The organism is Buttiauxella gaviniae (assembly GCF_040786275.1).
GTDB lineage: Bacteria > Pseudomonadota > Gammaproteobacteria > Enterobacterales > Enterobacteriaceae > Buttiauxella > Buttiauxella gaviniae_A.
The window spans coordinates 3,259,204-3,284,355 of sequence record NZ_JBFMVT010000002.1 but is presented as its reverse complement, the minus strand read 5'-3'; the positions used below and the strand labels follow the sequence as shown (position 1 = coordinate 3,284,355).

At 51.3% G+C, this 25,152-nt stretch carries 17 protein-coding genes; 5 read left to right on the top strand and 12 right to left on the bottom strand.

Annotated elements, in window-relative coordinates:
• Positions 1-127 precede the first annotated feature (127 nt).
• Entirely contained in the window at positions 128-946 is an 819-nt protein-coding gene (locus AB1E22_RS15785) for a pyridoxal phosphatase (protein ID WP_367596178.1), read from the top strand.
• A 55-nt stretch (positions 947-1,001) separates the two neighbouring features.
• Here AB1E22_RS15785 and modC read toward each other — a convergent pair whose 3' ends face one another.
• From modC to AB1E22_RS15740, 9 genes are all read right to left on the bottom strand, one after another.
• Positions 1,002-2,060 carry a molybdenum ABC transporter ATP-binding protein ModC gene (gene modC, locus AB1E22_RS15780; RefSeq protein ID WP_367596177.1) on the bottom strand — a complete coding sequence of 353 codons (1,059 nt, stop codon included), beginning with the start codon at positions 2,058-2,060 and terminating at the stop codon, positions 1,002-1,004.
• Complete coding sequence (gene modB, locus AB1E22_RS15775) at positions 2,060-2,752, bottom strand: molybdate ABC transporter permease subunit (RefSeq protein WP_154149737.1); 693 nt, start codon at positions 2,750-2,752, stop codon at positions 2,060-2,062. The genes modC and modB overlap by 1 nt, the downstream gene beginning before the upstream one ends.
• Positions 2,752-3,525: a molybdate ABC transporter substrate-binding protein gene (modA, locus tag AB1E22_RS15770; protein WP_367596176.1), complete on the bottom strand. Its 774-nt coding sequence runs from the start codon at positions 3,523-3,525 to the stop codon at positions 2,752-2,754. The genes modB and modA overlap by 1 nt, the downstream gene beginning before the upstream one ends.
• A gap of 121 nt (positions 3,526-3,646) precedes the next feature.
• The gene (mgtE, locus tag AB1E22_RS15765) at positions 3,647-5,074 is read right to left on the bottom strand and encodes a magnesium transporter (protein ID WP_367596175.1); all 1,428 of its coding nucleotides are present in this window, start codon (positions 5,072-5,074) and stop codon (positions 3,647-3,649) included.
• A 142-nt stretch (positions 5,075-5,216) separates the two neighbouring features.
• Positions 5,217-6,863, bottom strand: coding sequence for a multidrug ABC transporter permease/ATP-binding protein (locus AB1E22_RS15760; RefSeq protein ID WP_367596174.1), 1,647 nt, complete (start codon positions 6,861-6,863; stop codon positions 5,217-5,219).
• Between the two features lie 84 nt (positions 6,864-6,947).
• The gene (gene alkB, locus AB1E22_RS15755; RefSeq protein ID WP_367596173.1) at positions 6,948-7,589 is read right to left on the bottom strand and encodes a DNA oxidative demethylase AlkB; all 642 of its coding nucleotides are present in this window, start codon (positions 7,587-7,589) and stop codon (positions 6,948-6,950) included.
• A complete protein-coding gene (ada, locus tag AB1E22_RS15750; RefSeq protein ID WP_367596172.1) occupies positions 7,589-8,659 on the bottom strand; it encodes a bifunctional DNA-binding transcriptional regulator/O6-methylguanine-DNA methyltransferase Ada in 1,071 nt (356 codons plus the stop codon). Before ada ends, alkB begins: the two co-directional genes overlap by 1 nt.
• Positions 8,660-8,741: 82 nt before the next feature.
• A complete protein-coding gene (gene apbE / locus AB1E22_RS15745) occupies positions 8,742-9,782 on the bottom strand; it encodes an FAD:protein FMN transferase ApbE (RefSeq protein ID WP_367596171.1) in 1,041 nt (346 codons plus the stop codon).
• A 136-nt stretch (positions 9,783-9,918) separates the two neighbouring features.
• Positions 9,919-11,046, bottom strand: coding sequence for a porin OmpC (locus tag AB1E22_RS15740; protein WP_367596170.1), 1,128 nt, complete (start codon positions 11,044-11,046; stop codon positions 9,919-9,921).
• Between the two features lie 862 nt (positions 11,047-11,908).
• Here AB1E22_RS15740 and rcsD point away from each other — a divergent pair.
• Both rcsD and rcsB read left to right on the top strand, forming a co-directional pair.
• Positions 11,909-14,566: a phosphotransferase RcsD gene (gene rcsD / locus AB1E22_RS15735; RefSeq protein WP_367596169.1), complete on the top strand. Its 2,658-nt coding sequence runs from the start codon at positions 11,909-11,911 to the stop codon at positions 14,564-14,566.
• Between the two features lie 16 nt (positions 14,567-14,582).
• A complete protein-coding gene (gene rcsB / locus AB1E22_RS15730) occupies positions 14,583-15,233 on the top strand; it encodes a response regulator transcription factor RcsB (RefSeq protein ID WP_034494092.1) in 651 nt (216 codons plus the stop codon).
• An 84-nt stretch (positions 15,234-15,317) separates the two neighbouring features.
• Here rcsB and rcsC read toward each other — a convergent pair whose 3' ends face one another.
• The 3 genes from rcsC to gyrA form a co-directional block, all read right to left on the bottom strand.
• Positions 15,318-18,167: a two-component system sensor histidine kinase RcsC gene (rcsC, locus tag AB1E22_RS15725; protein WP_367596168.1), complete on the bottom strand. Its 2,850-nt coding sequence runs from the start codon at positions 18,165-18,167 to the stop codon at positions 15,318-15,320.
• Positions 18,168-18,331: 164 nt separating this feature from the next.
• Complete coding sequence (locus AB1E22_RS15720) at positions 18,332-18,718, bottom strand: ASCH domain-containing protein (protein ID WP_367596167.1); 387 nt, start codon at positions 18,716-18,718, stop codon at positions 18,332-18,334.
• Between the two features lie 161 nt (positions 18,719-18,879).
• Positions 18,880-21,528 (bottom strand): DNA topoisomerase (ATP-hydrolyzing) subunit A, encoded by a 2,649-nt coding sequence (gyrA, locus tag AB1E22_RS15715; protein WP_367596166.1) that lies wholly within the window; start codon positions 21,526-21,528, stop codon positions 18,880-18,882.
• Positions 21,529-21,687: 159 nt separating this feature from the next.
• Between gyrA and ubiG the strand changes: the two genes are divergently transcribed.
• The gene (gene ubiG, locus AB1E22_RS15710) at positions 21,688-22,407 is read left to right on the top strand and encodes a bifunctional 2-polyprenyl-6-hydroxyphenol methylase/3-demethylubiquinol 3-O-methyltransferase UbiG (RefSeq protein ID WP_367596165.1); all 720 of its coding nucleotides are present in this window, start codon (positions 21,688-21,690) and stop codon (positions 22,405-22,407) included.
• A gap of 357 nt (positions 22,408-22,764) precedes the next feature.
• Positions 22,765-25,050, top strand: coding sequence for a class 1a ribonucleoside-diphosphate reductase subunit alpha (gene nrdA / locus AB1E22_RS15705; RefSeq protein ID WP_367596164.1), 2,286 nt, complete (start codon positions 22,765-22,767; stop codon positions 25,048-25,050).
• The last annotated feature ends 102 nt before the right edge of the window (positions 25,051-25,152 follow it).

The window sequence follows — 25,152 nt, the reverse complement described above, 5'->3', positions numbered from 1 at the left end:
CCAACGTCTTGAGTAATAGTCACAAGGGTAGTGCGTTTTGCCGCATCGTGTTGTCATTTTGAACAACGCCGCAAGCGGTGTAACATCGGCACAGGCCTTATGATTCTGAATTTGACTGGAACCCTAAATGACTTATCGCGTAATCGCCCTTGATCTTGACGGCACATTGCTCACGCCGCAAAAAACTATTCTTCCTGAATCACTGACCGCTTTACAACGCGCACATGACGCTGGCGTGAAAGTGATCATTGTGACGGGCCGTCATCACGTTGCCATCCATCCTTTTTATCAGGCACTGGCCCTGGAAACACCTGCAATTTGCTGCAATGGCACTTATTTGTATGATTATCATGCGAAAAAGGTACTGGCATCCGATCCTTTACAGCCGCAGCAGGCGAGCCAGTTGATTGATTTGCTTGATACCCACAACGTTCATGGGCTGATGTATGTGGATGACGCGATGCTGTATCAGGAAACTACCGGGCATGTTTTGCGTACCGAAAACTGGGCCAAATCTTTGCCTGAAGCTCAGCGTCCGGTGTTCCGCCATGTGAATTCCCTGCGCGAAGCCGCGCATAACGTTGATGCCATCTGGAAGTTTGCGCTAACGGATGTCGATACCATCAAGCTGCAAAGTTTTACTCAGGTGGTCGAACGGGAATTGGGGCTGGCGTGCGAATGGTCATGGCATGATCAGGTCGATGTGGCGCAACGCGGTAACAGCAAAGGCAATCGCCTGGCGCAGTGGGTTGAATCACAAGGTTTATCCATGAGTGAAGTGATGGCCTTCGGCGATAACTTTAATGATTTAAGTATGCTGGAAAGCGCCGGGCTCGGTGTGGCAATGGGTAATGCGGATGACGCGATTAAAGCGCGGGCGGATTTAGTGATCGGTACCAATCTGGAAGCGGGTATCGCGGAGACGATTTATAAGCATTTGTTATAGCTGTCAGAAAGCGGTCACAGGTCGGGTAAGCGCAAGCGCCACCCGACATCACTTTTCACGCGGTGATCGACACACTTTTGATTTGCGCGTACAACCACTGGCCCGGTTTTATCATTAATTCGTCCCGCGCCCACGGGCTAATCCGCGCCCAAAGCGTGCGCGAGCCAACTTCCAGTTGAACTTCCACCTGCCCTTCATCGTCATAACAGTTCGCCACTTTAGCCCGCAACACGTTACGAATACTGCTGTTTACCGGCGGCTGGAGAATCAACGAAACGTCCGACGCCTGGATGCGAATGCGTAACGTCGACTGCACCGGTTTATCTAATTTATTGACCCACAAATGCTGATCGCCCAGCGCCAGTGCGGTCATGGCGTAGTGCGGATGATGCTCCAGCACCGTCACTTTTAGCACGCTGCTTTGCTGCTCTTTCGGCAGCCACGGGTGCATGACGCTATTGCCCCACACCTCTTCCAGATTGCCAAATGCCTTCACTTCACCGCCATCCAGCACCAGCACTTTATCGGCCAGGTGGAGAATCTCTTCCAGCGAGTGGCTGACGTAGAGCATCGGGATATTAATTTCACGCGCCAGACGTTGCAGATACGGCAGCAGCTCGCGTTTACGCGGAATATCCAGCGAGGCGAGCGGCTCATCCAGCAGCAGCAATTCTGGCGAAGTTAATAAGGCGCGACCAATCGCTACGCGCTGCTTTTCGCCTCCCGACAGGCTCCATGGGAAGCGCTCGAGCAGCGGTTCAACCCCCAACAGTTCAACTAATTTATCGAACTGCCCGGCCGCGCGCGCTGGCATACCGTATTTAAGATTGCCGCGCACACGATAGTGCGGGAACAGGCGAGCGTCCTGAAACACGTAACCAATGCGGCGTTTTTCAGGAGCGAGAAACTTTTTGTTTTCGGCATCGCTTAATACGCGATCGTTGAGGACGATGCGCCCATGCTGGGGGTGAGTCAGGCCGCTAATCGCGTTAATCAGCGAGGTTTTCCCGGCGCCAGACACGCCAAATACCGCCGTAATCCCCTGCCCCGGCAAGGTTTCGTTAATCGCCAGACGATGGTCACCCAGCGTCTGAACAAAATTCAATTCCAGCATCAGAGCGCCCCTATCCGTTTACGGCTCTGTCGCGCCAGCCATTCGGCCACCAGCAATGACACCAGCGCCAGCACAATCGAAATCACGCACAACCGCGCCGCCGCACTTTCGCCGCCGGGGGTTTGAATCAGGGTATACATCGCCGAAGGAATGGTGCGGGTTTCGCCGGGAATATTCGAAACGAAGGTAATGGTTGCGCCAAATTCACCGAGTGAACGCGCAAATGCCAGCACGGTTCCGGCAATAATGCCCGGTAACGTTAACGGCAGCGTAATCGTGCAGAAGACACGCCAGCGCCCGGCACCCAGTGTACGCGCCGCCTGTTCGAGTTTCATATCCACCCCTTCGAGCGCCAGGCGAATCGCACGCACCATCAGCGGGAAGGACATGACCGCCGCCGCGAGCACCGCTCCGCGCCAGCTAAACGCAAAGGTGATGCCAAAAACGTCGTAAATCCAGGCGCCAATCACACCGCGACGGCCCATCGCAATCAGCAACAGGTAACCAACCACCACAGGGGGGAGCACTAACGGGAGATGAATAATACTGTCGAGCAAGGCTTTGCCCGGGAACCGGCAACGCACCAGCACCCAGGCAAAGAAGATCCCAAAAGGAAGACTAAACAGCACCGCAAGGGTTGAGACTTTCAGGCTCAGCAGTACCGCCTGCCATTCGGGATCGGTCAATATCATTATTTGGTCGTAAATCCGTAACGTTGGAAGATAGCAGCCGCTTCCGGTCCTTTCAGATAAGTGTAAAACGCGCTAACGCTTGGGTTGTCGTGGCCTTTCACAATGGCAATCGGGTATTCCACTTTCTTGTGGGAATCTTCCGGGAAAGTACCGACAACTTTCACGCCTTTGCTTGCAACCGCATCAGAACCATAAACGATACCAATCGGTGCTTCATCACGTTCAACCAGCGCCAGTGCGCCACGCACGTCTTCTGCCGGAGCAAGTTTTGGTGATAGCGTATCCCATGCGCCTAATTTTTGCAGCGCTTCTTTAGCATAAATGCCCGCGGGAACGTGGTCTGGATCGCCAACCGCCAGACGACCACCTTTCAGCAAAGAGGCCCAATCCGTTTTGGCGTTGATCGCCACATCGCCCAATTTGCTGGCTTTAGGCGCAACCACCACCAGGCTGTTGCCGAGCAGCGTCTCGCGAGAGTCCGTTTTAATCGCATCTTTGCTTACCGCGTAGTCCATCCATTTCTGATCGGCAGAGATGAATAAATCCGCAGGCGCACCGGCTTCAAGTTGGCGTGCAAGCGTTGAAGATGAGGCAAAAGAAGAAGCGATTTCAACCGTTTTGCCTTTCTGATATTGGGTAGCAATATCTTGCATTGCGTTAGTTAAAGATGCCGCGGCAAAAACGGTAATTTTGCTGTTATCGGCACATGCCTGACCAGCTAAAGTAACGCTCAATGCGGCACCTAATGCCAGACGGATCCACTGCTTAGCCATGATAATCTCCATTGCGTTTCGTTATGTACTGCATAATATAACGATGCCAGACGGGAAATTACAGAACTTAAAAGTGGTAAGTTCGGATAATTAACCCGTCGTGTGCCTCAGGCGGCTATCGCTACAACAAAAAGATCGTCGCAAGCCCCAGGAAAATAAAGAAACCGCCGGTATCGGTAATGGCGGTAATCAGTACACTCGACCCCACCGCCGGGTCTTTTCCGAGCCGCATCATGATCATCGGAATCAGGACGCCCATCAGCGATGCCACCAACAAATTAAGCACCATTGCCAGGGTCATTACGCCACCCAACGCAAGGTCATCGTAAAGCAGCCAGGTGACGCAGCCCATCACGCCGCCCCAAATAATCCCGTTAAACAGCGCCACACCCAGCTCGCGCAACACCAGGAAGGAGAAGTTTCCCGGCTGAATATGTTGCAGCGCCAGAGCGCGGACAATCATCGTGATCGTCTGGTTTCCGGTGTTACCGCCTATTCCCGCAACAATCGGCATCAGCGATGCTAAAGCCACCAGTTGCGAAATAGTATGTTCGAACAGGCCGATGACGCGCGAGGCGACAAAAGCGGTACACAGGTTAATCGCAAGCCACGCCCAACGCGCTTTAACCGCTTTGCTGACCGGGGCGAACACGTCTTCTTCAGCGCTCAGGCCGCCCATACGGCGTAGGTCGTTATCCGTCTCTTCGTAAACCACATCGACGATTTCATCGATGGTCAGGCGGCCAATCAGTTTGCCACTGCTATCGATAACCGCAGCACTCACCAGGTCATCACGTTCAAAGGTGCGGGCGGCCACTTCGTCGTTATCTTCGGGCGCAAAACAGGTGGGGTTATCGTCCATCACATTGAGCACCGGGGTTTGCGGGGCATGCAGCAAAATAGCGGTCAGGCCCAACTCTCCCAATAATGTTTTATCGCGCGTGGTGACAAAAACTTTATCGGTATTTTGCGGAATTTTGCCGCGCAAGCGTAGAAAACGCTGTACCACCGCCAGCGTGACATCTGCCCGGACGGTGATCACTTCGAAATCCATAATCGCGCCGACGCTGTGCTTTTCGTAGTGCAGCACTTGCCGGACTCGGGTGCGCTCTTCTTGCGGAAGAGTTGCCAGCAGCCGCCCCATCAGGTCGCGGGGCAGATATTGCGCGAGATAAATCTGGTCGTCGATATCCAGCGGACGAATGACATTGAGCAAGGCTTTATCGCTCATGTCTTCGATTAAGTCGTCCCAGACGGTTTCTGAGGCTTCAATCAACACTTTGCCGCGCCGATCGTCTTTTACCAGCCGCCATAAAGCATGGCGTTCTTCGGTCGGCAACGCTTCCAGGACATCAGCGAGATCGGCGGCGGGCAGTCTTGCCACCAGCGTCATGATTTCGGCGATATCCTGCTCGGGCGTTTGTGCTTGCGGCTGCGGTAGTTTGCCAAGAATACCGGTGGCTACCGCTTTATTGGTTAACAGGATTTGAAGGATTCTGGCTCGGTCTTGCGCACGCTGTTTGGCGCTGTACTTTGGAGTGACAGGCATCTGGCAGTTTTCCCTTTTTGCGACGAGCTAAGTTATAGCGGGTCGCGGCGCATAAAACAAAAAACCAGTCGATTAAGACTGGTTTGAGATGGCAGGCATTGATAGGTGAATGGGTTGCCAGGTTAATGTGATACTGCCGGGATTAGCTTCCGGTTCGGGCCACCGCATCTCTGGATGCACTTTCTCGCTCAAGGCCCGTCAGTTCGCTTAACTGCCCCTGGTTCATCTCCAGCAACCTGTCGGCATGAATAAAGTAGTGATCGTCATGGCTGATCGCAAAAATGGTTTTGCCCATTTGCTGCATAAGCGGCAGCAGCGTCTGGTAGAACTCGCGGCGGAAATGGGGATCCTGGTCGGCCGCCCATTCATCTAACAAAATAATGTCGCGCTCTTCCGCCAGCGCCAGCAGTAATGCCACTCGTTTACGCTGACCTTTGGACAATTTCAGATTGAGAATGGTGCCGTTTTCCAGCTCCAGTTTGTTACCCATTTTCAGGCGTTCAAGCCAGGTGGCAACCAGCTCTGGATTCGCCTGTTCCCCTTGCGGGCCAAGCAGTCTGTCAAACAGCCAGACATCGGTAAACACCGCAGAAAACAGTTTGCGGTAGTCATCCTGATTACTGGCATCAATCTTTTTACCATCCAGATAGATAGCGCCGGATACCGGCTGGTAAAGCCCGGTAAGCAACATCGCCATGGTGGATTTGCCGCTACCGTTTCCGCCAATCAGAAAGAGCAATTCGCCACGCTCAATTTTGAGATTCAGCGGGCCCACGGAGAAGGTGTTGTCCCCGTACTGGAACACCACATCGCGCATTTCAAGCGTTTGCCAACGGGCTGGCTCTTTACTGCGTGGGAATTGCGCATCGTACGGTGCGAGGTGGAACTTGTTGAGTTTGTTAAACGCCACCTGAGCGGTGAGCAAAGTCGGTAACGCACCCACCGCCGACAGCAGCGGCGTACGTAAAAACAGCAGCGTCAGGGAAAAGGTCGCCGCGACGTTGGTATCTGACCACCCGAGGCTGTTTGCCATCCAGAATACCAGGCCGATAACGCCAAGCATCATAATGTTCGACCAGTTCACCGCGCTCAGGTGGAAGGTATCGGCACGAATGATATGGCTGCGGTAATCCGTGGCGTGGGGAATATAGATGTCATCATACACACGCTCCGCACGTTCGCGGTTTAACGCCAGCTCTTTGCGCCCTTCAATGACGGTCTGATAATCGTTATAGAGTTGGTCTTCAACTTCACGCAGGTGCGCCAGGTGTTTATAGACACGCGCCACCAGCAGGTAACCGCCGAGGATAGTTACCGCGACCCAAATCGCCGTTACGCCGAGCATTTTTGGCGATAACCACGCCAGGTAGGCCGCTGAGCCGAAGGTCAGAATAATGCCCTGAACCAGCTCCGGCAGGCGCACAAAGGCAATGGTAATATTGCGTACGTCACTGGTTAAACCGGCCAGCAGCGCTGCGCTGCCGAGCTGTTCGACACGCTCAACGTGTGTATCCATCAGGCGTTTAATAAATTCGCTGCGCAGACGGAAGACAAAATGGTGCCCAAGCGTCGTCAGCGCCAACTGTGAGCCGAGCGTCACCGCCATTAATAACAGCAGCAAGCCGAGAAATTCGGGCAGTACCGAAAGGGAAATATCCGGCGTTTCGATCAGTCGCAGATTAATAAAGGCGATTAGGCCAATACCCAGTGCCGCACTAAGCAGGCTGAGTGCCATCACCATTAAGAAAGGCCAGCGATACTGCCGGTAAACCACACGCAAAAGTTCCATTACTCACTACCCGTCAATCGAAAACAGCGAGCAGTTTAAACGGCTATTGTTCCAGAGCAAGAATAATTCTTATTTATATTCGTGTTAGCGAGTATGACGGAACGTCAGATTAAAGCGGTATTCGCCGGTGGCGGAATGGTGGCCCGATTTGAGCGGTAAAATCCCATGATAAAACAGCCTTGAAGGCCCACCCCATACCACTACGTCGCCGTGTTCGAGCATCACTTTTTTAAGCGGATCGTTGCGTTTAAGGCCGCCAAACTGAAACACCGCCGGTAAGCCCAGAGAAACGGAGACGATCGGCTGCTGTAGATTTAGCTCGTCTTTATCCTGGTGCAGCGAAAGTTTGGCTCCCGATGCGTAGCGGTTAATCAGGCAGGCGTCAGGGGTAAAATCAGCGTACCCGGCAGCTTTAGAGGCTCCATCGGATAGCGTTCTGAAAAGAGTGGGCATAGCGGGCCAGGGCTGCGAAGTGAGCGGGTCAATCGGCGAATAGAGATAACCGTGATGATCGGTTGTCCAGCCGACTTCCCCACAGTTGGTCATCGCCACGGACATGGTGTACCCGCCGGGTGTGACCATCTGGCGAAACGGGGAAGCTGCGGCGAGTTCCGAAATTTGAGCGATCAATGCCTGCGCATCGGCACTGGCAAAACGACGCAGGATCACTGCCCCATCCGCCAGCGGCTCAATCCACGGTGCTTCATCGGCAAATAAATCGAGCATTACTCCTCCTGCAGTTTGGCCTCTATTTCAAGAAGTTGACGTTTACGTTCCACGCCCCAACGGTAACCCGAAATTGCACCGTCGTTACGTACAACACGGTGGCAGGGAATAATCACCGCCAGTTTGTTTGCCGCACAAGCCCCCGCTACGGCGCGAACCGCCTGCGGTTTGCCAATGCGTTGGGCAATATCACTGTAGCTGGCGGTCTGCCCGGCAGGAATATCACGCAGTGCCTGCCAGACTTGCTGTTGAAACGCGGTTCCCTGGATGTCCAGCGGCAAAGAGAAATGCTCGCATGGATGTTCAAGGAAGCTCACCACCTGCGCCACGCTTTGGGCAAACTGTTCGTCGCCCGTCATGAGCGAAGAGTGCGGGAACAGCGTTTCCAGTTCGTGGCCCAGTTCTTGCGCATCATTCCCTAATAGTATGGCGCAAATTCCCCGCTCGCTGCGGGCGACCAGAAATTCCCCCAGCCAACAAGAACCCGTCACAAACTGAATCACTGTGCGTTCGCCCCCCTGCCGGTATTGCTTCGCCGTCATCCCTAACACTTCATTCGCTTGCTGGTAGAAATTGCTCCCGGATTGATAACCCGCATCGAAAATGGCGCGCGTGACCAGATCACCTTGCGTCAATTGCTCGCGCAGGCGTTTTGCCCGCAGTGCTTTTTGCCAGGCGTGGGGCGTTAACCCTGTGACCTGTTTAAAAAGGCGGTGAAAATGAAAGGGACTCATGGCAACTTGCGCGGCTAAACGCGCCAGAACAATCGGCTCACTGCTACTTTCGATGAGGCGGCAGGCCTGGGTAATGCGGTCGATACGCTGCTGCTCAGGGACAAGTTTGTCTGGCTGGCAGCGCTTGCATGGGCGAAAACCGGCGTCGATTGCCGCTGCTAAGGTTTTAAAGAAGAGCACATTTTTGCGTAACGGGTGGCGTGCGCTGCAGGAAGGACGGCAGCAAATTCCGGTGGTTTTCACCGCAAAAATAAACTGCCCGTCTGCGCGACTATCGCGGGTTTCCACGGCCTGCCAGCGGCTTTCATCGGTGGCATTGTCAAAAAAATCTTTCATGACTGGCTCCTTTATTTTGCTGTCACGATATGACTTTGACAGCTTCACCGCGAAGAGAAACCCGCAATCTTGCTTTCTAATTTTACTCGCTTAACAGGAAGGTTTTAAACTGCGGGGACATCCACGTCGTAAAGCTGTCACCTTCTTTGGTGATCAAATAGACCGCCAGGCCCTCTTTTTGCGCAACCTGTTTGGCTTTCTCAGTGCCCAGCACCATAAGCCCGGTATCCCAGCCATCGGCTTCCATCGCGGTCGGAGCAATCACCGTCGCGGAAACCAGTTTGTGCTGAATGGGCTGGCCGGTTTGCGGATCAATCACATGCGAGAGGCGTTTTCCATCCAGCTCGTAATAGTTACGATAACTTCCAGAAGTGCTGATGCCATGCCCGTTGAGATCTACAACCGCTTGCACCGCATTTTCACGATCGGTCGGTTTCTGAATGGCAACGCGCCAGGCTTTACCTTCTGGATTGGTGCCACGCGTGACCACGGCTCCGCCCACTGAAACCAGATAACGGCTGATCCCGTTTTGTTCCATCAAACGCGCCAGATGATCCGCAGCGTAACCCTCGCCCATAGTGGAGAGATCAACATACAAACGGGGAAGATCTTTCTGCAACCACTGCTTTCCAGCCTGGTTTATTACCGTCAGATGATGCAAACCGGTTAAGGCTTTCGCGGCGTCGATTTGTGCCTGATCAGGGGTTTTAATCGGTTGTTTATCCGGGCCAAAACCCCAGAGATTCACCAGCGGGCCAACGGTGATATCCATCGCGCCGTCTGTTTTCGCGCCAATGCGCAAAGCCATGGTGACAATATCGCTCATCGCCTCAGTAACCGGATACGGTTCCGTCGAAGTAGACTGGTTGAAGCGGGATAATGCAGAATCTTTTTTGTAGGTCGATAACAAGCGATCGTCGCCATCGAGCTGCGCCTGGATTTTTTCGCGCAGTTCTGCCTGCCGTGCGTTGTCAACGCCTGCAAGGCTTGCACGCCAGTAGGTGCCCATGGTTTTACCTTCCAGCACCATCCCCGCGCTGCTTTTCGCCGTTGGGTTATCACAGCCCGCTAACGCGCCCACGACTATGGCAAACAGGCCATAGCGTAATAATCGTAAGTCCATTGTTTCTCTCTCCTGTTCGAGCGCAAAAGGGTACACCAACTGGCAAAAAATGTGGTTAAAAGTGAAGTGTTGTTGAGGGTTCAGACGTAAAAAAGGCGCCCTGAGGCGCCTTTCACTTTGATTACAACAGCAGATATTAGAACTGGTAAACCAGACCAACACCTACGATGTCATCGGTAGAGATACCGGCTGCGCGGGTAAACTCGTTTTCATCCAGCAGGTTGATTTTGTAATCAACATAGGTGGACATGTTTTTGTTGAAGTAGTAAGTCGCGCCCACATCAACATACTTCAGCAGATCCTGGTCGCCATAGTTGTTAATGCCGTTGCTGATATCTTTGCCCTTAGATTGCAGGTAAGCAACGGATGGACGCAGACCGAAGTCGAACTGGTACTGGGCAACAACTTCAAAGTTCTGCGCTTTGTCAGCAAAACCGTAAGCATCATCAGCTGAACGACCAGAGCCACCGAAGCGGGTTGCGTTGTAAGTTTGGGTGTACTGAGCTGCCAGGTAGATATTGTTGGCGTCATATTTCAGACCACCGGTGTAAGCGTCAGCGCGATCACCGTTACCGTAGATACCTGTTTCGTTGTTCTGGTCAGCAGTACGTTTGGAAGAAGCCATTGCCGCACCAGCACTGAAGCCTTCGCCCAAATCATAAGTTAAGGACATACCGTAGCCGTCACCGTTCTGTTTCAGAACGCTACGACCGGTGAAGTCTTCACCAGAGGTGCTGCCGTTTTTACCCTGGTACTGAACAGCGAAGTTCAGGCCGTCAACCAGACCGAAGAAATCGGTGTTACGGTAAGTTGCAACGCCATTAGCACGGCTGAACATGAAGTTATCAGCACCGTAGGTGTCACCGCCGAACTCAGGCAGAACGTCGGTCCAGGATGCGACATCGTAAACTACGCCGTAGTTACGACCGTAGTCGAAGGAACCTGCATCAGCAACGCGAATACCGGCGAAACCAACACGCGTCCACGCCTGGTCGGAGCTGCTTTCAGTATCGTTTGCCTGAACGTTGTATTCCCACTGGCCGTAACCGGTCAGTTGGTCATTTACCTGGGTTTCACCTTTGAAACCGATACGAACATAAGACTGATCACCGTCAGAACCTTTGTCATCAGAAAAGTAATGTAAACCATCTACTTTACCGTACAGATCTAATTTGTTGCCGTCTTTGTTATAAATTTCGGCCGCATGAGCGGTGCCTGCTACCAGCAATGCTGGAACCAGGAGGGACAGTACTTTAACTTTCATGTTATTAACCCTCTGTTATATGCCTTTTTATATGCCACTGCTTACTGATTAATTTTCTAATCAGTCGGCAAACTCATTGTCCGAAACAAATACAGATTAATCCAATCCGAATATGATACCAAAAGCCTAGAGATGTTTCATTTATCCATATACATGTTTCAGAATGTTAATTTTATGGAACTTTTTTCCGCACAAAAAGACAATAATATAAGCACTAATAATCAAAAAAATTAAAACATAACAATAAATCAATAAGATACGAAAACATAATGCCAGTAGCACTGAATGACAAAACATATCTCTGATTTATATATAAAATACATCCCGCTATCATCATTAACTTTATTTATTACCGTCATTCAATTCTGAATGTCTGTTTACCCCTATTTGGACCGGATGCTTGCATCCGGTTTTTTTTACGCTTCTTTACGTAACTTTAATCATTTTGTGCTACTCCCACCTAAATAGTAATGACTATTAAGAAATTTCCTTTTTTCTTGTCATGCTTTCCTGAAAGCGAACCGGGAACTTTCTCAAAAAAGAAAATCTAAATAGACTCTCATTCCAGAAAAATAGTTGTACAGCAAAAATTATTTTGTACAAAAATAACCCATAGCACTGAATGAAATACATACGATTAGACGGCGTTATTTTTGCTAATTATCAACAACCTGGAAATGTAGCGATTTCGAATTATACTCGTGGGGTTTTACCTGCGAAGACGATGACGCCAACGCACGTTGCAGGTATTCTTACCAGGGCAAGTTGGTGTGTTTACTAACAGCCTGGACGCCTGCCTGCTGGCATAGCAGTGCAGTGGATTTTTTTAAGTGGCGAATGCTCGCCGGGTTGCGCGCTAACAATGAGTCAGTCAGACAGTATGATCCCTAATAAATTTTCGCTTATCCCCGGCAATATCACGCGCTTCTTTCTACTATTGATCGTCGTGTTACTGGTCGCTATGGGTGTTATGGTACAAAGCGCCGTCAACACCTGGCTGAAAGGCAAAAGCTACCAGGTGGTGGATATCACCCATGCGCTGCATAAAAGAATCGATAGCTACCGTTACGCGACCTGGCAAATTTATGACAACATCGCCGTGTCTACGACACCGGCAAGCGACGGTTTGCAAGAGACTCGCCTGCGCCAGGATGTTTACTATTTAGAAAAAACGCGTCGTAAAACGGAAGCGCTGATTTTTGGCTCTCACGACAGCTCAACGCTGGATATGACACAACGTATCTCAACCTATCTCGATACGCTGTGGGGTGCCGAAAACAGCCCGTGGTCGATGTATTACTTAAACGGCCAGGACAACAGCATGATCCTGGTTTCAACGTTGCCGCTTAAAGATCTCTCCTCCGGGCTTAAAGAGAGTGGCGTTGGTTCAATCGTCGACTCCCGCCGTGCAGAAATGCTTCAGCAGGCAAACGCGCTGGATGAACGCGAAAGCTTTTCTCCATTGCGCCAACTCGCCTGGCAAAACGGCCACTACTTCACGTTACGCACCACGTTTAACCAGCCGGGTCACCTGGCAACCGTCGTCGCGTTTGATCTACCCATCAATGACTTGATTCCTCCTGGCATGCCGCTGGACAGTTTCCGTCTGGAAAATAATGACGCGCAGTTACCGGGCAACGTTTCGGAAAAAGAGGGCGCGGATAGCGTCACCATTAATTTTAATGGTGCAAAAATTGAAATCGCCTCCCCTCTTGCTTCCACGAATCTGCGCCTGGCGTGGCAAGTGCCGCTTGGCACGCTGCTGATGGATACGTTGCAGAACATTTTGCTGCCGCTGTTGCTCAATATCGGCCTTCTGGCGCTCGCTTTTTTTGGCTTCACCACATTTCGTCAACAGACAGCGCGCCCAGCCGAGGTACAAACTGGCAACGGCGAGTTGCAAATCTTACGCGCATTAAATGAAGAGATTGTTGCCCAACTGCCGCTGGGGCTGTTGGTGCATGACCTGGATTCAAACCGCACGGTTATCAGCAACAAAATTGCCGACCATCTCCTGCCGCACCTGAATCTTCAAAACATTATTGCGATGGCCGATCAGCATCAGGGCGTTATCCAGGCGACGATTAACAACGAGCTATATGAGATCCGCCAGTTCCGTAGCCAGATTGCGCCGCGCACGCAGATCTTCGTGATTCGCGATCAGGATCGCGAGATTCTGGTAAACAAAAAGCTCAAGCAAGCTCAGCGCCTGTATGAAAAAAATCAGCAAGGGCGTGTGACATTCATGCAGCATATTGGCGAAGCGCTACAGCTACCGGTGAAAAATATCGCCGAACACGCCAGCGCGCTCAATACACCGGAAGCGCGTGCGGTCGCCAATGAAGCCCAAACGATAGTGCGCCTGGTGGATGAGATTCAACTGCTGAATATGCTGGAGTCTGACACCTGGAAAACCCACGCCACGAAATTCGCCATTCAACCCCTGATTGATGAAGTGGCGCTTGAAATGCTGCCGGTTATTAAACGTAAGGGTTTGCAGTTGTTAATCAATAATCACCTGGCGGCCGATGAAGAGCGCCACGGCGACAGAGAAGCGCTGCGTAAAGTGCTGCTGTTGTTACTGCACTATTCGGTGACAACCACACAGATTGGCAAAATCACTCTTGATATTACCGAAGAAGAGTCGGGCCCGGACCGCCTGCTGTTCCGTATTCTGGACACCGGAGAAGGTATTAGCAGCGGTGAAGTTGATAATCTCCACTTCCCGTTCCTGAACGAAACCCAGGAAGATCGTTACGGGAAAGCTAACGGTTTAACATTCTATTTATGCGACCAGCTTTCTCGCAAATTGGGTGGTCATCTTAATATCAAAACCCGTGAAGAAATTGGCACTCGCTACAATCTGCACATCAAAATGACGGCGGAACCCCAGCAGGAAGAGCAGGAAGAAAAACTGCTGGATGATGTGGTAGCGATGATTGATATTACCTCGAATGAAGTACGAAATATCGTCACTCGCCTGCTGGAAAACTGGGGGGCACAGTGCATCACCCCGGATGAAAGACTGGCAAGTCAAGAGTTTGATATCTTCCTGACAGATAATCCGTCTAATCTTACATCTTATGGGTTGCTTTTAAGCGATGATGAGAACGGAATGCGTAAACTTGGCCCAGGCCAGTTCCGCGTTAATTTTAATATCAGTAATGCCATGCAGGATGCGGTGCTACAGCTGATAGAAGAGCAACTGGCGCAAGAAGGAACTTCAGAATCACCGTTAGGTGGCGATGAAAATGCACAGCTTCATGCCAGTGGCTATTACGCACTGTTTGTTGACACAGTACCGGAAGATGTTAGGAGATTGTATACTGAATCTGCGGCGCATGATTTCGCAGCGTTAGCGCAAACAGCTCACCGCTTGAAAGGGGTGTTTGCAATGCTCAATCTGGTACCCGGCAAGCAGTTATGTGAAACGTTAGAGCATCACATTCGTGAAAGTGATGCTACCAACATACAAAAATATACCAGCGATATTGACGCTTACGTCAAGAGTTTGCTGTAGCAAGGTAGCCTATTACATGAACAGTATGAACGTAATTATTGCCGACGACCATCCGATTGTCCTGTTCGGCATTCGTAAATCTCTCGAGCAAATCGAGTGGGTGAATGTTGTCGGCGAGTTTGAAGATTCCACAGCGCTTATCAATAATCTGCCAAAACTTGATGCCCATGTTTTGATAACCGATCTCTCAATGCCTGGCGACAAATACGGCGACGGCATTACGCTTATCAAATACATCAAGCGTCACTTCCCGAATATTTCGATCATCGTTCTGACGATGAACAACAACCCGGCTATTTTGAGCGCGGTGTTGGAACTGGATATCGAAGGGATTGTACTGAAGCAAGGTGCGCCAACCGACTTACCAAAAGCGCTGGCTGCCTTGCAGAAAGGCAAAAAATTCACCCCTGAAAGCGTTTCTCGCCTGCTGGAAAAAATCAGCGCTGGCGGCTACGGCGACAAGCGTTTGTCTCCTAAAGAGAGCGAAGTGCTGCGCCTGTTTGCAGAAGGTTTCCTGGTGACTGAAATTGCCCGTAAACTGAACCGCAGCATTAAAACTATCAGCAGCCAGAAAAAATCAGCCATGATGAAATTGGGTGTTGAGAACGACATCGCTCTGCTGAATTACCTTTCATCGGTGAGCCTGTCTCCAGCCGATAAAGAGTAACCGCTAATGTCGGGTGGCGCTTATGCTTACCCGATCTACAAAGCCGTTGTAGGGTGGATTAGCGTAAGCGACATCCACCATTAGTTATCCCCTGCTCTTGCGCACCCTGGCCGCGTAAATTTCCACTGTCGTTTTAAGAATATCCAACGTTACTGGCTTCGACAGGCAGCTATCCATTCCCGACTCCAGGCAACGCTGTTTCTCTTCGGCCAGCGCATTCGCCGTCACGCCGACAACCGGCAGCGTCAAACCTAGCTGGCGAATACGTTGTGTCAGGCGATAGCCATCCATATTCGGCATGTTGACATCGCTAAGCACAATATCAATATGATTTTTACTCAGCACATTGAGCGCATCAACGCCGTCGTTTGCCGTCTTACACTGATACCCTAACGATCCCAACTGATCTGCCAGCAAACGTCGGTTAATTGGATGATCGTCAACCACAAGGATCATCATGTCATCGTTGCGCTCATTGCTGCCAGACGGCACAGGTGTTGCGGAATCCGTGCCCGGTAAAGTCACCGTAACGCTGTAGATGCGACCCAATAACAGCAATAAATCATGCGGGGCCGCAAGGCTATGCAGCCAGCAGCCAGGGGAGGCTTCAACAGGAATACCGATATGGCGGCGGCAGAAAATAATGGCCGCGCGCCCTTCCCAGGCTTTTTCCAGATCATCATCGGTAATTAAAATATCATCGCTATCAGGCGTTTCGCCATGATATGGCTGAACATCAAAATGATTTCTGACAAGCAACGACTCAAGATATTTGCTCAGGGAAGCATTACGCACCGCCAACCAGCAGCGCTTATTCATCAGCCCTTCCACTTGGGATTGCTCGGCGTAATTCGCACTATATAAAGGAATACGAATAGTGAACTGGCTACCCATTCCCACTTCAGTATCCACGGAAATATCACCGTCCATCATGCTGATGAGCTTCTCGCAAATAGCAAGCCCCAGCCCGGTGCCCTGGAAGTTGTGCTGCACGCCGGTACCGACCTGGAAGAACGGGTCGAACAATCGCGTCACTTCTTTGGCCGGGATCCCCACCCCCGTGTCGCGCACGCGCAGGGAGAGATAATCCCCTTCGACGCTGACATGGAGAATGATGCAGCCAATATCGGTAAATTTAATCGCGTTACTGAGCAGGTTAGAAATCACCTGCTGCAGGCGCATCGGGTCGCCTTGCAGCGTCAGCGGCACATCAGGCTCGATAAAGCAGTACAGGCCAAGTTGTTTACGCACCACCAGCGGCAAATAGTTCGCCGTAATGTGGCTCATGACTTCACGCGGGGAGAACTCACGCGGCTCAATTTTTAACTGCTCAGATTCAATTTTCGAGAAATCGAGAATATCGCTGATAATTTTCAGCAACAGGCTTGAAGAGTTGTTCATCGCCGTGACCAGACGATCGACCCCTTTTGGCAGCTCTTTGGTTTGCAATAAATCCAGGTTACCAATAATCCCGTAAAGCGGAGTCCGTAGCTCGTGGCTCACCGTAGCAAGGAACATGGATTTTGACTGACTCGCCTGCTCAGATGCCTGCGCCATCTCCTGGAGCGACTCTTCCATTTTGACGCGCGCGCTCACATCCACCAGCACACAGATCGCCACGTTTTCATTGCGATAACGCGAATGGACAAAGCTAATCTGCAGGTTGGTATGGCTGCTGGTCAGGACATCAACGAAGTTAACCTGCTGCCCGCAGATGATTTGCGTCAGGCGCTGCCGGTCTTCGTGAGTCAGCATATTGAGGTAATTGTGCGCCAGTTCATTACTCAGAATGTTGGTGCCGTCCTGAGTGCGCAGAATGCAGATCCCGACCGGCGCAGAGGCAACAATTTTACGGTTGAACTGCTCATGCTCTTCCAGACGCTGTGCGTCATTTTCTGCCGGAATAAATATCCGTTTCTCATACATTCGCGCCAGGGTAAACAGCAGCGCGCCAACCAGGATGTTTAACAGCACGGCGTTAAGGATGAGCATGCGAATGCGCTCCAGCACCATATCCACCGGCACGGAGTAGACCACGCTCATTGATGAAGGCGGTAAACTTTTCTTGAGGATGAACTGCTTGAAGCCTGATGTGTAACCAAACCACGAACGCTCCTGCAGCCACTTATCATCTGGCTGAATGCGTGTTTCCGGCCCGGTCAGTGAAATCAGCGGATGGCTGTTTTCATCCAGAATCGTAACGCCGATAGGCATTGAGCCCGGCGACAGGAAGTTTTCCATACGGATGGTTTGCTCGACGCCCAGCAGCGCCTGCAAGCGGTTAGCCAGATAAACCGGCGTCAGCGTATAGAAGTAACCCACGCCCGGACGCGCCCCCTGGCCAATCCAGTAAATACTGTTGCTGCGTTCTTCCTGCGGTGCGTTACGGTATTTTAAAATGCGCTCATGCAGCGTTTTTAGCGCTTTTTCACGCTCAAGCGGCATTTCACGCAGGCCGAAATCCGCCATACATAGGTTGTCACCGCCAATCAAGAAGACGCGGTTGAGATCGTAGGCCGCAGAAAAGTTGTCTCGCCAGTAGCGTAAAAACCACGCAAGGGATTGCAACGAAGAGCGCCAGGAGGTGCTTACCGCAGAACAGTCGGAATCCGGGAACAGCGGCATAAAACTCGGTGGGTCAATTTTGTTGTCGTCATTTTCCATGGTCGGCAGCACGCCGTTCGCCGCCGTAAGACGATTTTCCGCAATGTACTTGAGCTCTTTCACCACATCAGACGTGCGCTGAATATAGCGCTGCGCCTGGTCGAAGCTGATATTAAATTCCTGACGAATTTCTGACTCTTTTTCGTGGAGCGCATTAACAATATAGAAAACCGAAAAGAGCGCAATCAGCAGCCAAAGCAATAAAGCCAGCGCCCGAAACAGATAGCGGGAGACTTTGAGTGTGGTGCGAAAAGAGACAAGATATTTCAAATTGAGCCTGGTTATAGAAGTGTAAAACTTTGGATGCCGTTAAGGTAGCCGCAAAAATGGCAGCCCGCAACGGCAAAGGATGTGTGGCTATCGTCTTGAACGTCAAGTTAATGTCGGGAAGCGCCGCGCTTACCCGACTGACGAAATCGACGTTATAGATGAAATCAGAACTTTTCGATGACCTTGAAATGCATCAGCACCAGCGTCATGTCCGGGGAAAACAGATCGTACTCTTCAAAAAAGCGCTTATGCTCACGACGCCAGTAAGCCAGGGTTTTGTCGCCTTCCCCTTCTGCCAACGCGTGGGCTTCGTCTACTTGATCGTAAGTGCTCATATCCACTTTGGTCAGCTCAATCGCGCAAACCGGTTCATTCTTGCCATCGACTACCACAAAAATATCACCCGGCTGCGCAATGCCTTCCCCGTCCAGATTGGAGCAGGTTGCGGTTTTCACCCCATCAAGCACCAGCTTGACCAGTTCATCCGCCTGGCGCTCGGTATCGCCGAATGCCCAGCGCTCTACACTTTCATACTTTTCAGGAATAGCCATTGTTTCGCCTTGTTAATTGAATCTTGAATTCACCTGACTTTCATTCATCAGAATAGTACAGGGTATTAAAATACAAAACGCCCGACGCAATGAATGCGTCGGGCGTTTTAAGGGTTGAAAGTATCAACCTGGATGGCTCATATCAGACGACAACTTTCGGATTATTCGTCCGCTTCGTCGTCTGCTGCATCGTCGGTATTTTCATCACTTTCCGCTTCTGGTGCGATGTCGTCATCACCTTCCGCAACGGTGCCGTCGATAGCATCCAGTTCTTCTTCGTCAACCGGCTCTGCAACACGTTGCAGACCCACAACGTTTTCATCTTCCGCGGTACGGATGAGGATAACACCCTGAGTATTACGACCAACGACGCTCACTTCAGAAACGCGAGTACGAACCAGAGTACCGGCATCGGTGATCATCATAATCTGGTCGGTATCTTCCACCTGAACCGCACCAACGACGCTGCCGTTACGCTCGGTCACTTTAATGGAGATAACGCCCTGAGTTGCACGCGACTTGGTCGGATACTCTTCAGCAGCGGTACGTTTACCGTAGCCATTCTGCGTAACGGTCAGGATAGACCCTTCGCCGCGCGGAATGATCAGGGAAACGACTTTATCTTCACCCGCCAGTTTGATACCGCGAACACCTGTTGCAGTACGGCCCATGGTACGAACGGCGTCTTCTTTGAAGCGCACCACTTTACCCGCAGCCGAGAACAACATCGCTTCGTTGCTACCGTCAGTCAAATCAACGCCAATCAGCTCGTCACCCTCGTTGAGGTTAACGGCGATAATGCCTGCAGAACGTGGACGGCTGAAGTCGGTCAACGCGGTTTTCTTCACGGTACCGCTCGCGGTAGCCATAAACACGTTGATGCCTTCGGCGTATTCACGCACTGGCAGAATGGCAGTAATACGTTCGTTCGCTTCCAGCGGCAGAAGGTTAACAATTGGACGGCCACGTGCACCACGGCTCGCTTCCGGCAACTGATAAACTTTCATCCAGTACAGACGGCCACGGCTGGAGAACAGCAGAATGGTATCGTGTGTATTGGCCACCAGCAGGCGATCGATAAAATCTTCATCTTTAATACGGGCTGCAGATTTGCCTTTACCGCCACGGCGCTGTGCTTCGTAATCAGTCAATGGCTGATACTTCACATAACCCTGGTGAGACAGCGTCACAACCACGTCTTCCTGGTTGATCAGATCTTCGATGTTGATGTCAGCCGTGTTCGCGGTGATTTCAGTGCGGCGTTTGTCGCCAAACTGATCGCGCATGGCCACCAACTCTTCAGTGATCACTTCCATCAGACGTTCAGCGCTGCCCAAAATGTGCAGCAACTCAGCGATCTGCTCCAGCAGCTCTTTATACTCGTCGAGCAGTTTTTCATGCTCAAGGCCGGTCAGTTTCTGCAAACGCAGATCCAGAATCGCTTGGGCTTGTTGCTCGGTCAGGAAATATTGACCATCACGAATACCAAATTCTGGTTCCAGCCACTCAGGACGTGCTGCATCATCACCTGCACGTTCCAGCATGGCCGCAACGTTGCCCAGATCCCATGAACGCGCAATCAGGCCAGCTTTCGCTTCAGCCGCGTTTGGAGAGTGACGAATCAGTTCGATGATCGGGTCGATATTAGCCAGCGCAATCGCCAGGCCTTCGAGGATATGCGCACGGTCGCGCGCTTTACGCAGTTCGAAAATAGTACGACGCGTAACCACTTCACGACGGTGACGCACGAACGCAGAAAGAATATCTTTCAGGTTCATGATCTTTGGTTGGCCCTGGTGCAGAGCAACCATGTTGATACCGAAGGAAGTTTGAAGTTGGGTTTGAGAATAAAGATTATTCAGAACCACTTCGCCGACGGCATCGCGCTTGATTTCGATAACAATACGCATGCCGTCTTTATCAGATTCGTCACGCAGCGCGCTAATGCCTTCAACGCGTTTATCTTTCACCAGCTCAGCGATTTTCTCGATCAGGCGCGCCTTGTTTACCTGATACGGAATTTCATGAACGATGATCGTTTCACGGCCGGTTTTAGCATCGGCTTCTACTTCTGCACGAGCACGGATGTAAATTTTGCCGCGCCCGGTGCGGTACGCTTCTTCAATGCCACGACGGCCATTGATGATTGCCGCTGTCGGGAAGTCCGGGCCTGGGATGTGTTCCATCAACCCTTCAACGCTGATGTTCTCGTCTTCAATAAAAGCGAGGCAGCCGTTGATCACTTCGGTAATGTTATGAGGCGGGATGTTTGTTGCCATACCTACCGCGATACCGGACGAACCGTTTACCAGCAGGTTAGGAATTTTGGTTGGCATAACATCAGGAATGCGTTCGGTTCCGTCGTAGTTATCGACGAAATCTACCGTGTCTTTTTCGAGATCGGCCATCAGCTCATGCGCGATTTTCGACATACGGATTTCCGTATAACGCATCGCCGCGGCGGAGTCACCGTCTACAGAGCCGAAGTTTCCCTGGCCATCTACCAACATGTAACGCAAAGAGAATGGCTGCGCCATACGCACGATAGTGTCATATACAGCGGTATCACCATGCGGGTGATATTTACCGATTACGTCACCAACAACACGGGCGGATTTTTTATACGCTTTATTCCAGTCATTGCCCAATACGTTCATGGCGTAAAGTACGCGACGGTGTACCGGCTTGAGTCCATCGCGGACATCTGGCAGTGCGCGGCCGACAATAACCGACATCGCGTAATCCAGATACGAGCTTTTTAGCTCTTCCTCAATGTTGACCGGTGTAATTTCTCTGGCAAGGTCGCTCATGTATCCGCTATCCCTCTACTGTGTCCCGGATTCAAAGGTCGCAAATTATAACACAATCGCCCTACTGTGGGGAAACCAGAACACATTTGCTAAGAGCTTTATTCGTCGGCATTGGCTGATATACTCGCCGTTCGAAATACGTAAGGAGTGAGTAGCCCCATGAATGCCGAAAACCAACCGGTAATCCAGAACGTCGACCATGATGAAATCGCCAAATTCGAAGCCGTTGCCTCGCGTTGGTGGGATTCAGAAGGCGAATTTAAACCTCTGCACCGTATTAACCCCCTGCGCCTGGGCTATATCAACCAGCGTGCGGGCGGTTTGTTCGGTAAAACGGTGCTTGATGTCGGCTGTGGCGGCGGGATTCTGGCTGAAAGCATGGCGCGCGAAGGAGCCAACGTAACCGGGCTTGATATGGGATTCGAACCGCTACAGGTGGCTAAACTCCATGCGCTGGAAAGCGGGATTCAGGTGGATTATGTTCAGGAAACCGTTGAGCAGCATGCGGATAAATTTGCCGGAACCTATGACGTCGTGACCTGTATGGAAATGCTGGAGCATGTGCCCGATCCGAAATCGGTCGTCACAGCCTGTGCAAAACTGGTGAAACCCGGCGGCCACGTCTTTTTCTCCACGCTTAATCGTAACGGCAAATCCTGGCTGATGGCGGTGGTCGGTGCGGAATACATTCTGCGCATGGTGCCCAAAGGCACCCACGACGTGAAAAAATTCATCAAACCTGCGGAATTATTAGCCTGGGTGGATGAAACTCAACTGCGCGAACGCCACATGACCGGGCTGCATTTCAATCCAATCACCAATACTTTTAAACTCGCACCGGGCGTTGATGTTAACTATATGTTGCACACAGAGAGTTAATTAACCGCTTCGTCATAGGTTAGTGTTATGGATTTTGCGCAACATCAAGTTGCGCACTTATCCATTAAGTTTAAGAAATCAGCACCCGATCAAAAATATCATTTTTTTTGCATCCCATTGACAATTGTCACAAGCCTTACGTGGCGTGGACTTAGCGAAAACCACGTTGTCACAACCTCAATTTTGCCACGAAATCAATACTTGTTCTCAAGCGATTAGTTACTAGAATACTCACCATATAGTGATTAAGTAATCCACAAACCCCTAGATATAGTATTTATCCACAAAGTTAGCCACAAGAGGCCAGCTGTGGATAAACAGGGCATTTTTTTATTTCACGGACAGGTACAAACTCACATGAATCAGAGTCTGCTGGTTACAAAACGTGACGGGCGCACAGAGCGCATCGATCTGGATAAAATCCATCGTGTTCTTGATTGGGCCGCTGAAGGTCTGAATAACGTTTCCGTTTCACAGGTTGAACTGCGCTCGCACATCCAGTTTTATGACGGCATCAAAACTTCTGACATTCATGAAACCATCATCAAGGCGGCGGCAGATTTAATCTCTCGCGAAGCGCCTGATTATCAGTATCTGGCCGCACGTCTGGCAGTATTCCATCTGCGTAAAAAAGCCTACGGTGAGTTCGAGCCGCCTAAACTCTACAACCATGTGGTAAAAATGGTTGAGATGGGCAAATACGATCAACATCTGCTGGAAGACTACACGGAAGAAGAGTTCAAGCAGATGGACGATTACATCGACCACGACCGCGATATGAGCTTCTCTTACGCGGCGGTAAAACAGCTTGAAGGCAAATACCTGGTTCAAAACCGTGTGACCGGCGAAATCTACGAAAGCGCACAGTTCCTTTATATTCTGGTCGCTGCGTGCCTGTTCTCCGGCTACCCGCGTGAAACCCGCCTGAGCTACGTGAAGCGTTTTTACGATGCGGTTTCTCTGTTCAAAATTTCCCTGCCTACGCCGATTATGTCCGGCGTGCGCACCCCGACTCGCCAGTTCAGCTCTTGCGTTCTGATTGAGTGCGGCGACAGCCTGGATTCAATTAACGCCACCTCCAGCGCCATTGTGAAATACGTCTCCCAACGCGCAGGCATCGGCATTAACGCCGGTCGTATCCGTGCGTTGGGTAGCCCAATTCGCGGCGGTGAAGCGTTCCACACCGGCTGTATTCCGTTCTACAAACATTTCCAGACCGCGGTGAAATCCTGCTCTCAGGGCGGCGTGCGTGGCGGTGCAGCCACACTGTTCTACCCAATGTGGCATCTGGAAGTTGAAAGCCTGCTGGTGCTGAAAAACAACCGTGGCGTTGAAGGCAACCGCGTGCGCCACATGGATTACGGCGTGCAAATCAACAAACTGATGTATACCCGTTTGCTGAAAGGCGAAGACATCACCCTGTTCAGCCCGTCTGACGTCCCAGGCCTGTACGACGCCTTCTTTGCCGATCAGGAGAAGTTCGAGAAGCTTTACACCAAATACGAAAAAGACGACAGCATCCGTAAACAGCGCGTGAAAGCGGTTGATCTGTTCTCGCTGATGATGCAGGAACGTGCTTCAACGGGCCGTATCTATATTCAGAACGTGGACCACTGCAACACCCACAGCCCGTTTGACCCGGCTATCGCACCCGTTCGCCAGTCCAACCTGTGCCTGGAAATTGCGCTGCCGACCAAACCAATGAATGACATCAACGACGAAGACGGCGAAATCGCGCTGTGTACGTTGTCTGCATTCAACCTGGGCGCCATCGAAAGCCTGGATGAGCTGGAAGAGCTGGCAATTCTGGCGGTACGTGCGCTGGATGCCCTGCTGGATTATCAGGATTACCCAATTATCGCTGCGAAACGCGGTGCAATGGGCCGCCGTACCCTGGGCGTGGGCGTAATTAACTACGCCTACTACCTGGCGAAAAACGGCGTTCGTTACTCCGACGGCAGCGCGAATAACCTGACGCACAAAACCTTCGAAGCGATTCAGTATTACCTGCTGAAAGCATCGAACGAGCTGGCGAAAGAGCAAGGCCCTTGCCTGTGGTTCAACGAAACCACCTATGCAAAAGGCATTCTGCCAATCGACACGTACAAAAAAGACCTGGATGCGATCAGCAACGAACCGCTGCATCTCGACTGGGAGCAGCTTCGCGAATCGATTAAAACTCACGGCCTGCGTAACTCCACGCTGTCTGCACTGATGCCATCTGAAACTTCGTCGCAGATTTCCAACGCGACTAACGGCATCGAGCCACCGCGCGGCCACATCAGCATTAAAGCGTCAAAAGACGGTATCCTGCGCCAGGTTGTGCCGGATTACGAAACGCTGAAAGAAAGCTATGAGTTACTATGGGATCTGCCGAACAACGACGGTTACCTGCAATTAGTCGGCCTGATGCAGAAATTTATCGACCAGTCGATCTCTGCCAACACCAACTATGACCCAACGCGCTTCCCGTCAGGCAAAGTACCGATGCAGCAATTGCTCAAAGATTTGCTCACCGCCTATAAATTCGGTGTCAAAACGCTTTATTATCAGAACACCCGCGATGGTGCGGAAGATGCGCAAGACGACCTGGCGCCTTCCATCCAGGACGATGGCTGCGAAAGCGGCGCATGTAAAATCTAACCGCGTTTTTTAACGCTCTGCGGCGGGTGGCACCTTGCTCACCCGCCCTACAAATTTTGGTGTGGTAGATCGGATAAGCGAAGCGCCATCCGACATTACCTA

Excerpts from the sequence above, each read along its gene's own strand:
- AB1E22_RS15785 (WP_367596178.1), top strand. The coding sequence starts at position 128 with ATGACTTATCGCGTAATCGCCCTTGATCTTGACGGCACATTGCTCACG.
- modC (WP_367596177.1), bottom strand. The coding sequence starts at position 2,060 with ATGCTGGAATTGAATTTTGTTCAGACGCTGGGTGACCATCGTCTGGCG.
- modB (WP_154149737.1), bottom strand. The coding sequence starts at position 2,752 with ATGATATTGACCGATCCCGAATGGCAGGCGGTACTGCTGAGCCTGAAA.
- modA (WP_367596176.1), bottom strand. The coding sequence starts at position 3,525 with ATGGCTAAGCAGTGGATCCGTCTGGCATTAGGTGCCGCATTGAGCGTT.
- mgtE (WP_367596175.1), bottom strand. The coding sequence starts at position 5,074 with ATGCCTGTCACTCCAAAGTACAGCGCCAAACAGCGTGCGCAAGACCGA.
- AB1E22_RS15760 (WP_367596174.1), bottom strand. The coding sequence starts at position 6,863 with ATGGAACTTTTGCGTGTGGTTTACCGGCAGTATCGCTGGCCTTTCTTA.
- alkB (WP_367596173.1), bottom strand. The coding sequence starts at position 7,589 with ATGCTCGATTTATTTGCCGATGAAGCACCGTGGATTGAGCCGCTGGCG.
- ada (WP_367596172.1), bottom strand. The coding sequence starts at position 8,659 with ATGAAAGATTTTTTTGACAATGCCACCGATGAAAGCCGCTGGCAGGCC.
- apbE (WP_367596171.1), bottom strand. The coding sequence starts at position 9,782 with ATGGACTTACGATTATTACGCTATGGCCTGTTTGCCATAGTCGTGGGC.
- AB1E22_RS15740 (WP_367596170.1), bottom strand. The coding sequence starts at position 11,046 with ATGAAAGTTAAAGTACTGTCCCTCCTGGTTCCAGCATTGCTGGTAGCA.
- rcsD (WP_367596169.1), top strand. The coding sequence starts at position 11,909 with ATGAGTCAGTCAGACAGTATGATCCCTAATAAATTTTCGCTTATCCCC.
- rcsB (WP_034494092.1), top strand. The coding sequence starts at position 14,583 with ATGAACAGTATGAACGTAATTATTGCCGACGACCATCCGATTGTCCTG.
- AB1E22_RS15720 (WP_367596167.1), bottom strand. The coding sequence starts at position 18,718 with ATGGCTATTCCTGAAAAGTATGAAAGTGTAGAGCGCTGGGCATTCGGC.
- gyrA (WP_367596166.1), bottom strand. The coding sequence starts at position 21,528 with ATGAGCGACCTTGCCAGAGAAATTACACCGGTCAACATTGAGGAAGAG.
- ubiG (WP_367596165.1), top strand. The coding sequence starts at position 21,688 with ATGAATGCCGAAAACCAACCGGTAATCCAGAACGTCGACCATGATGAA.
- nrdA (WP_367596164.1), top strand. The coding sequence starts at position 22,765 with ATGAATCAGAGTCTGCTGGTTACAAAACGTGACGGGCGCACAGAGCGC.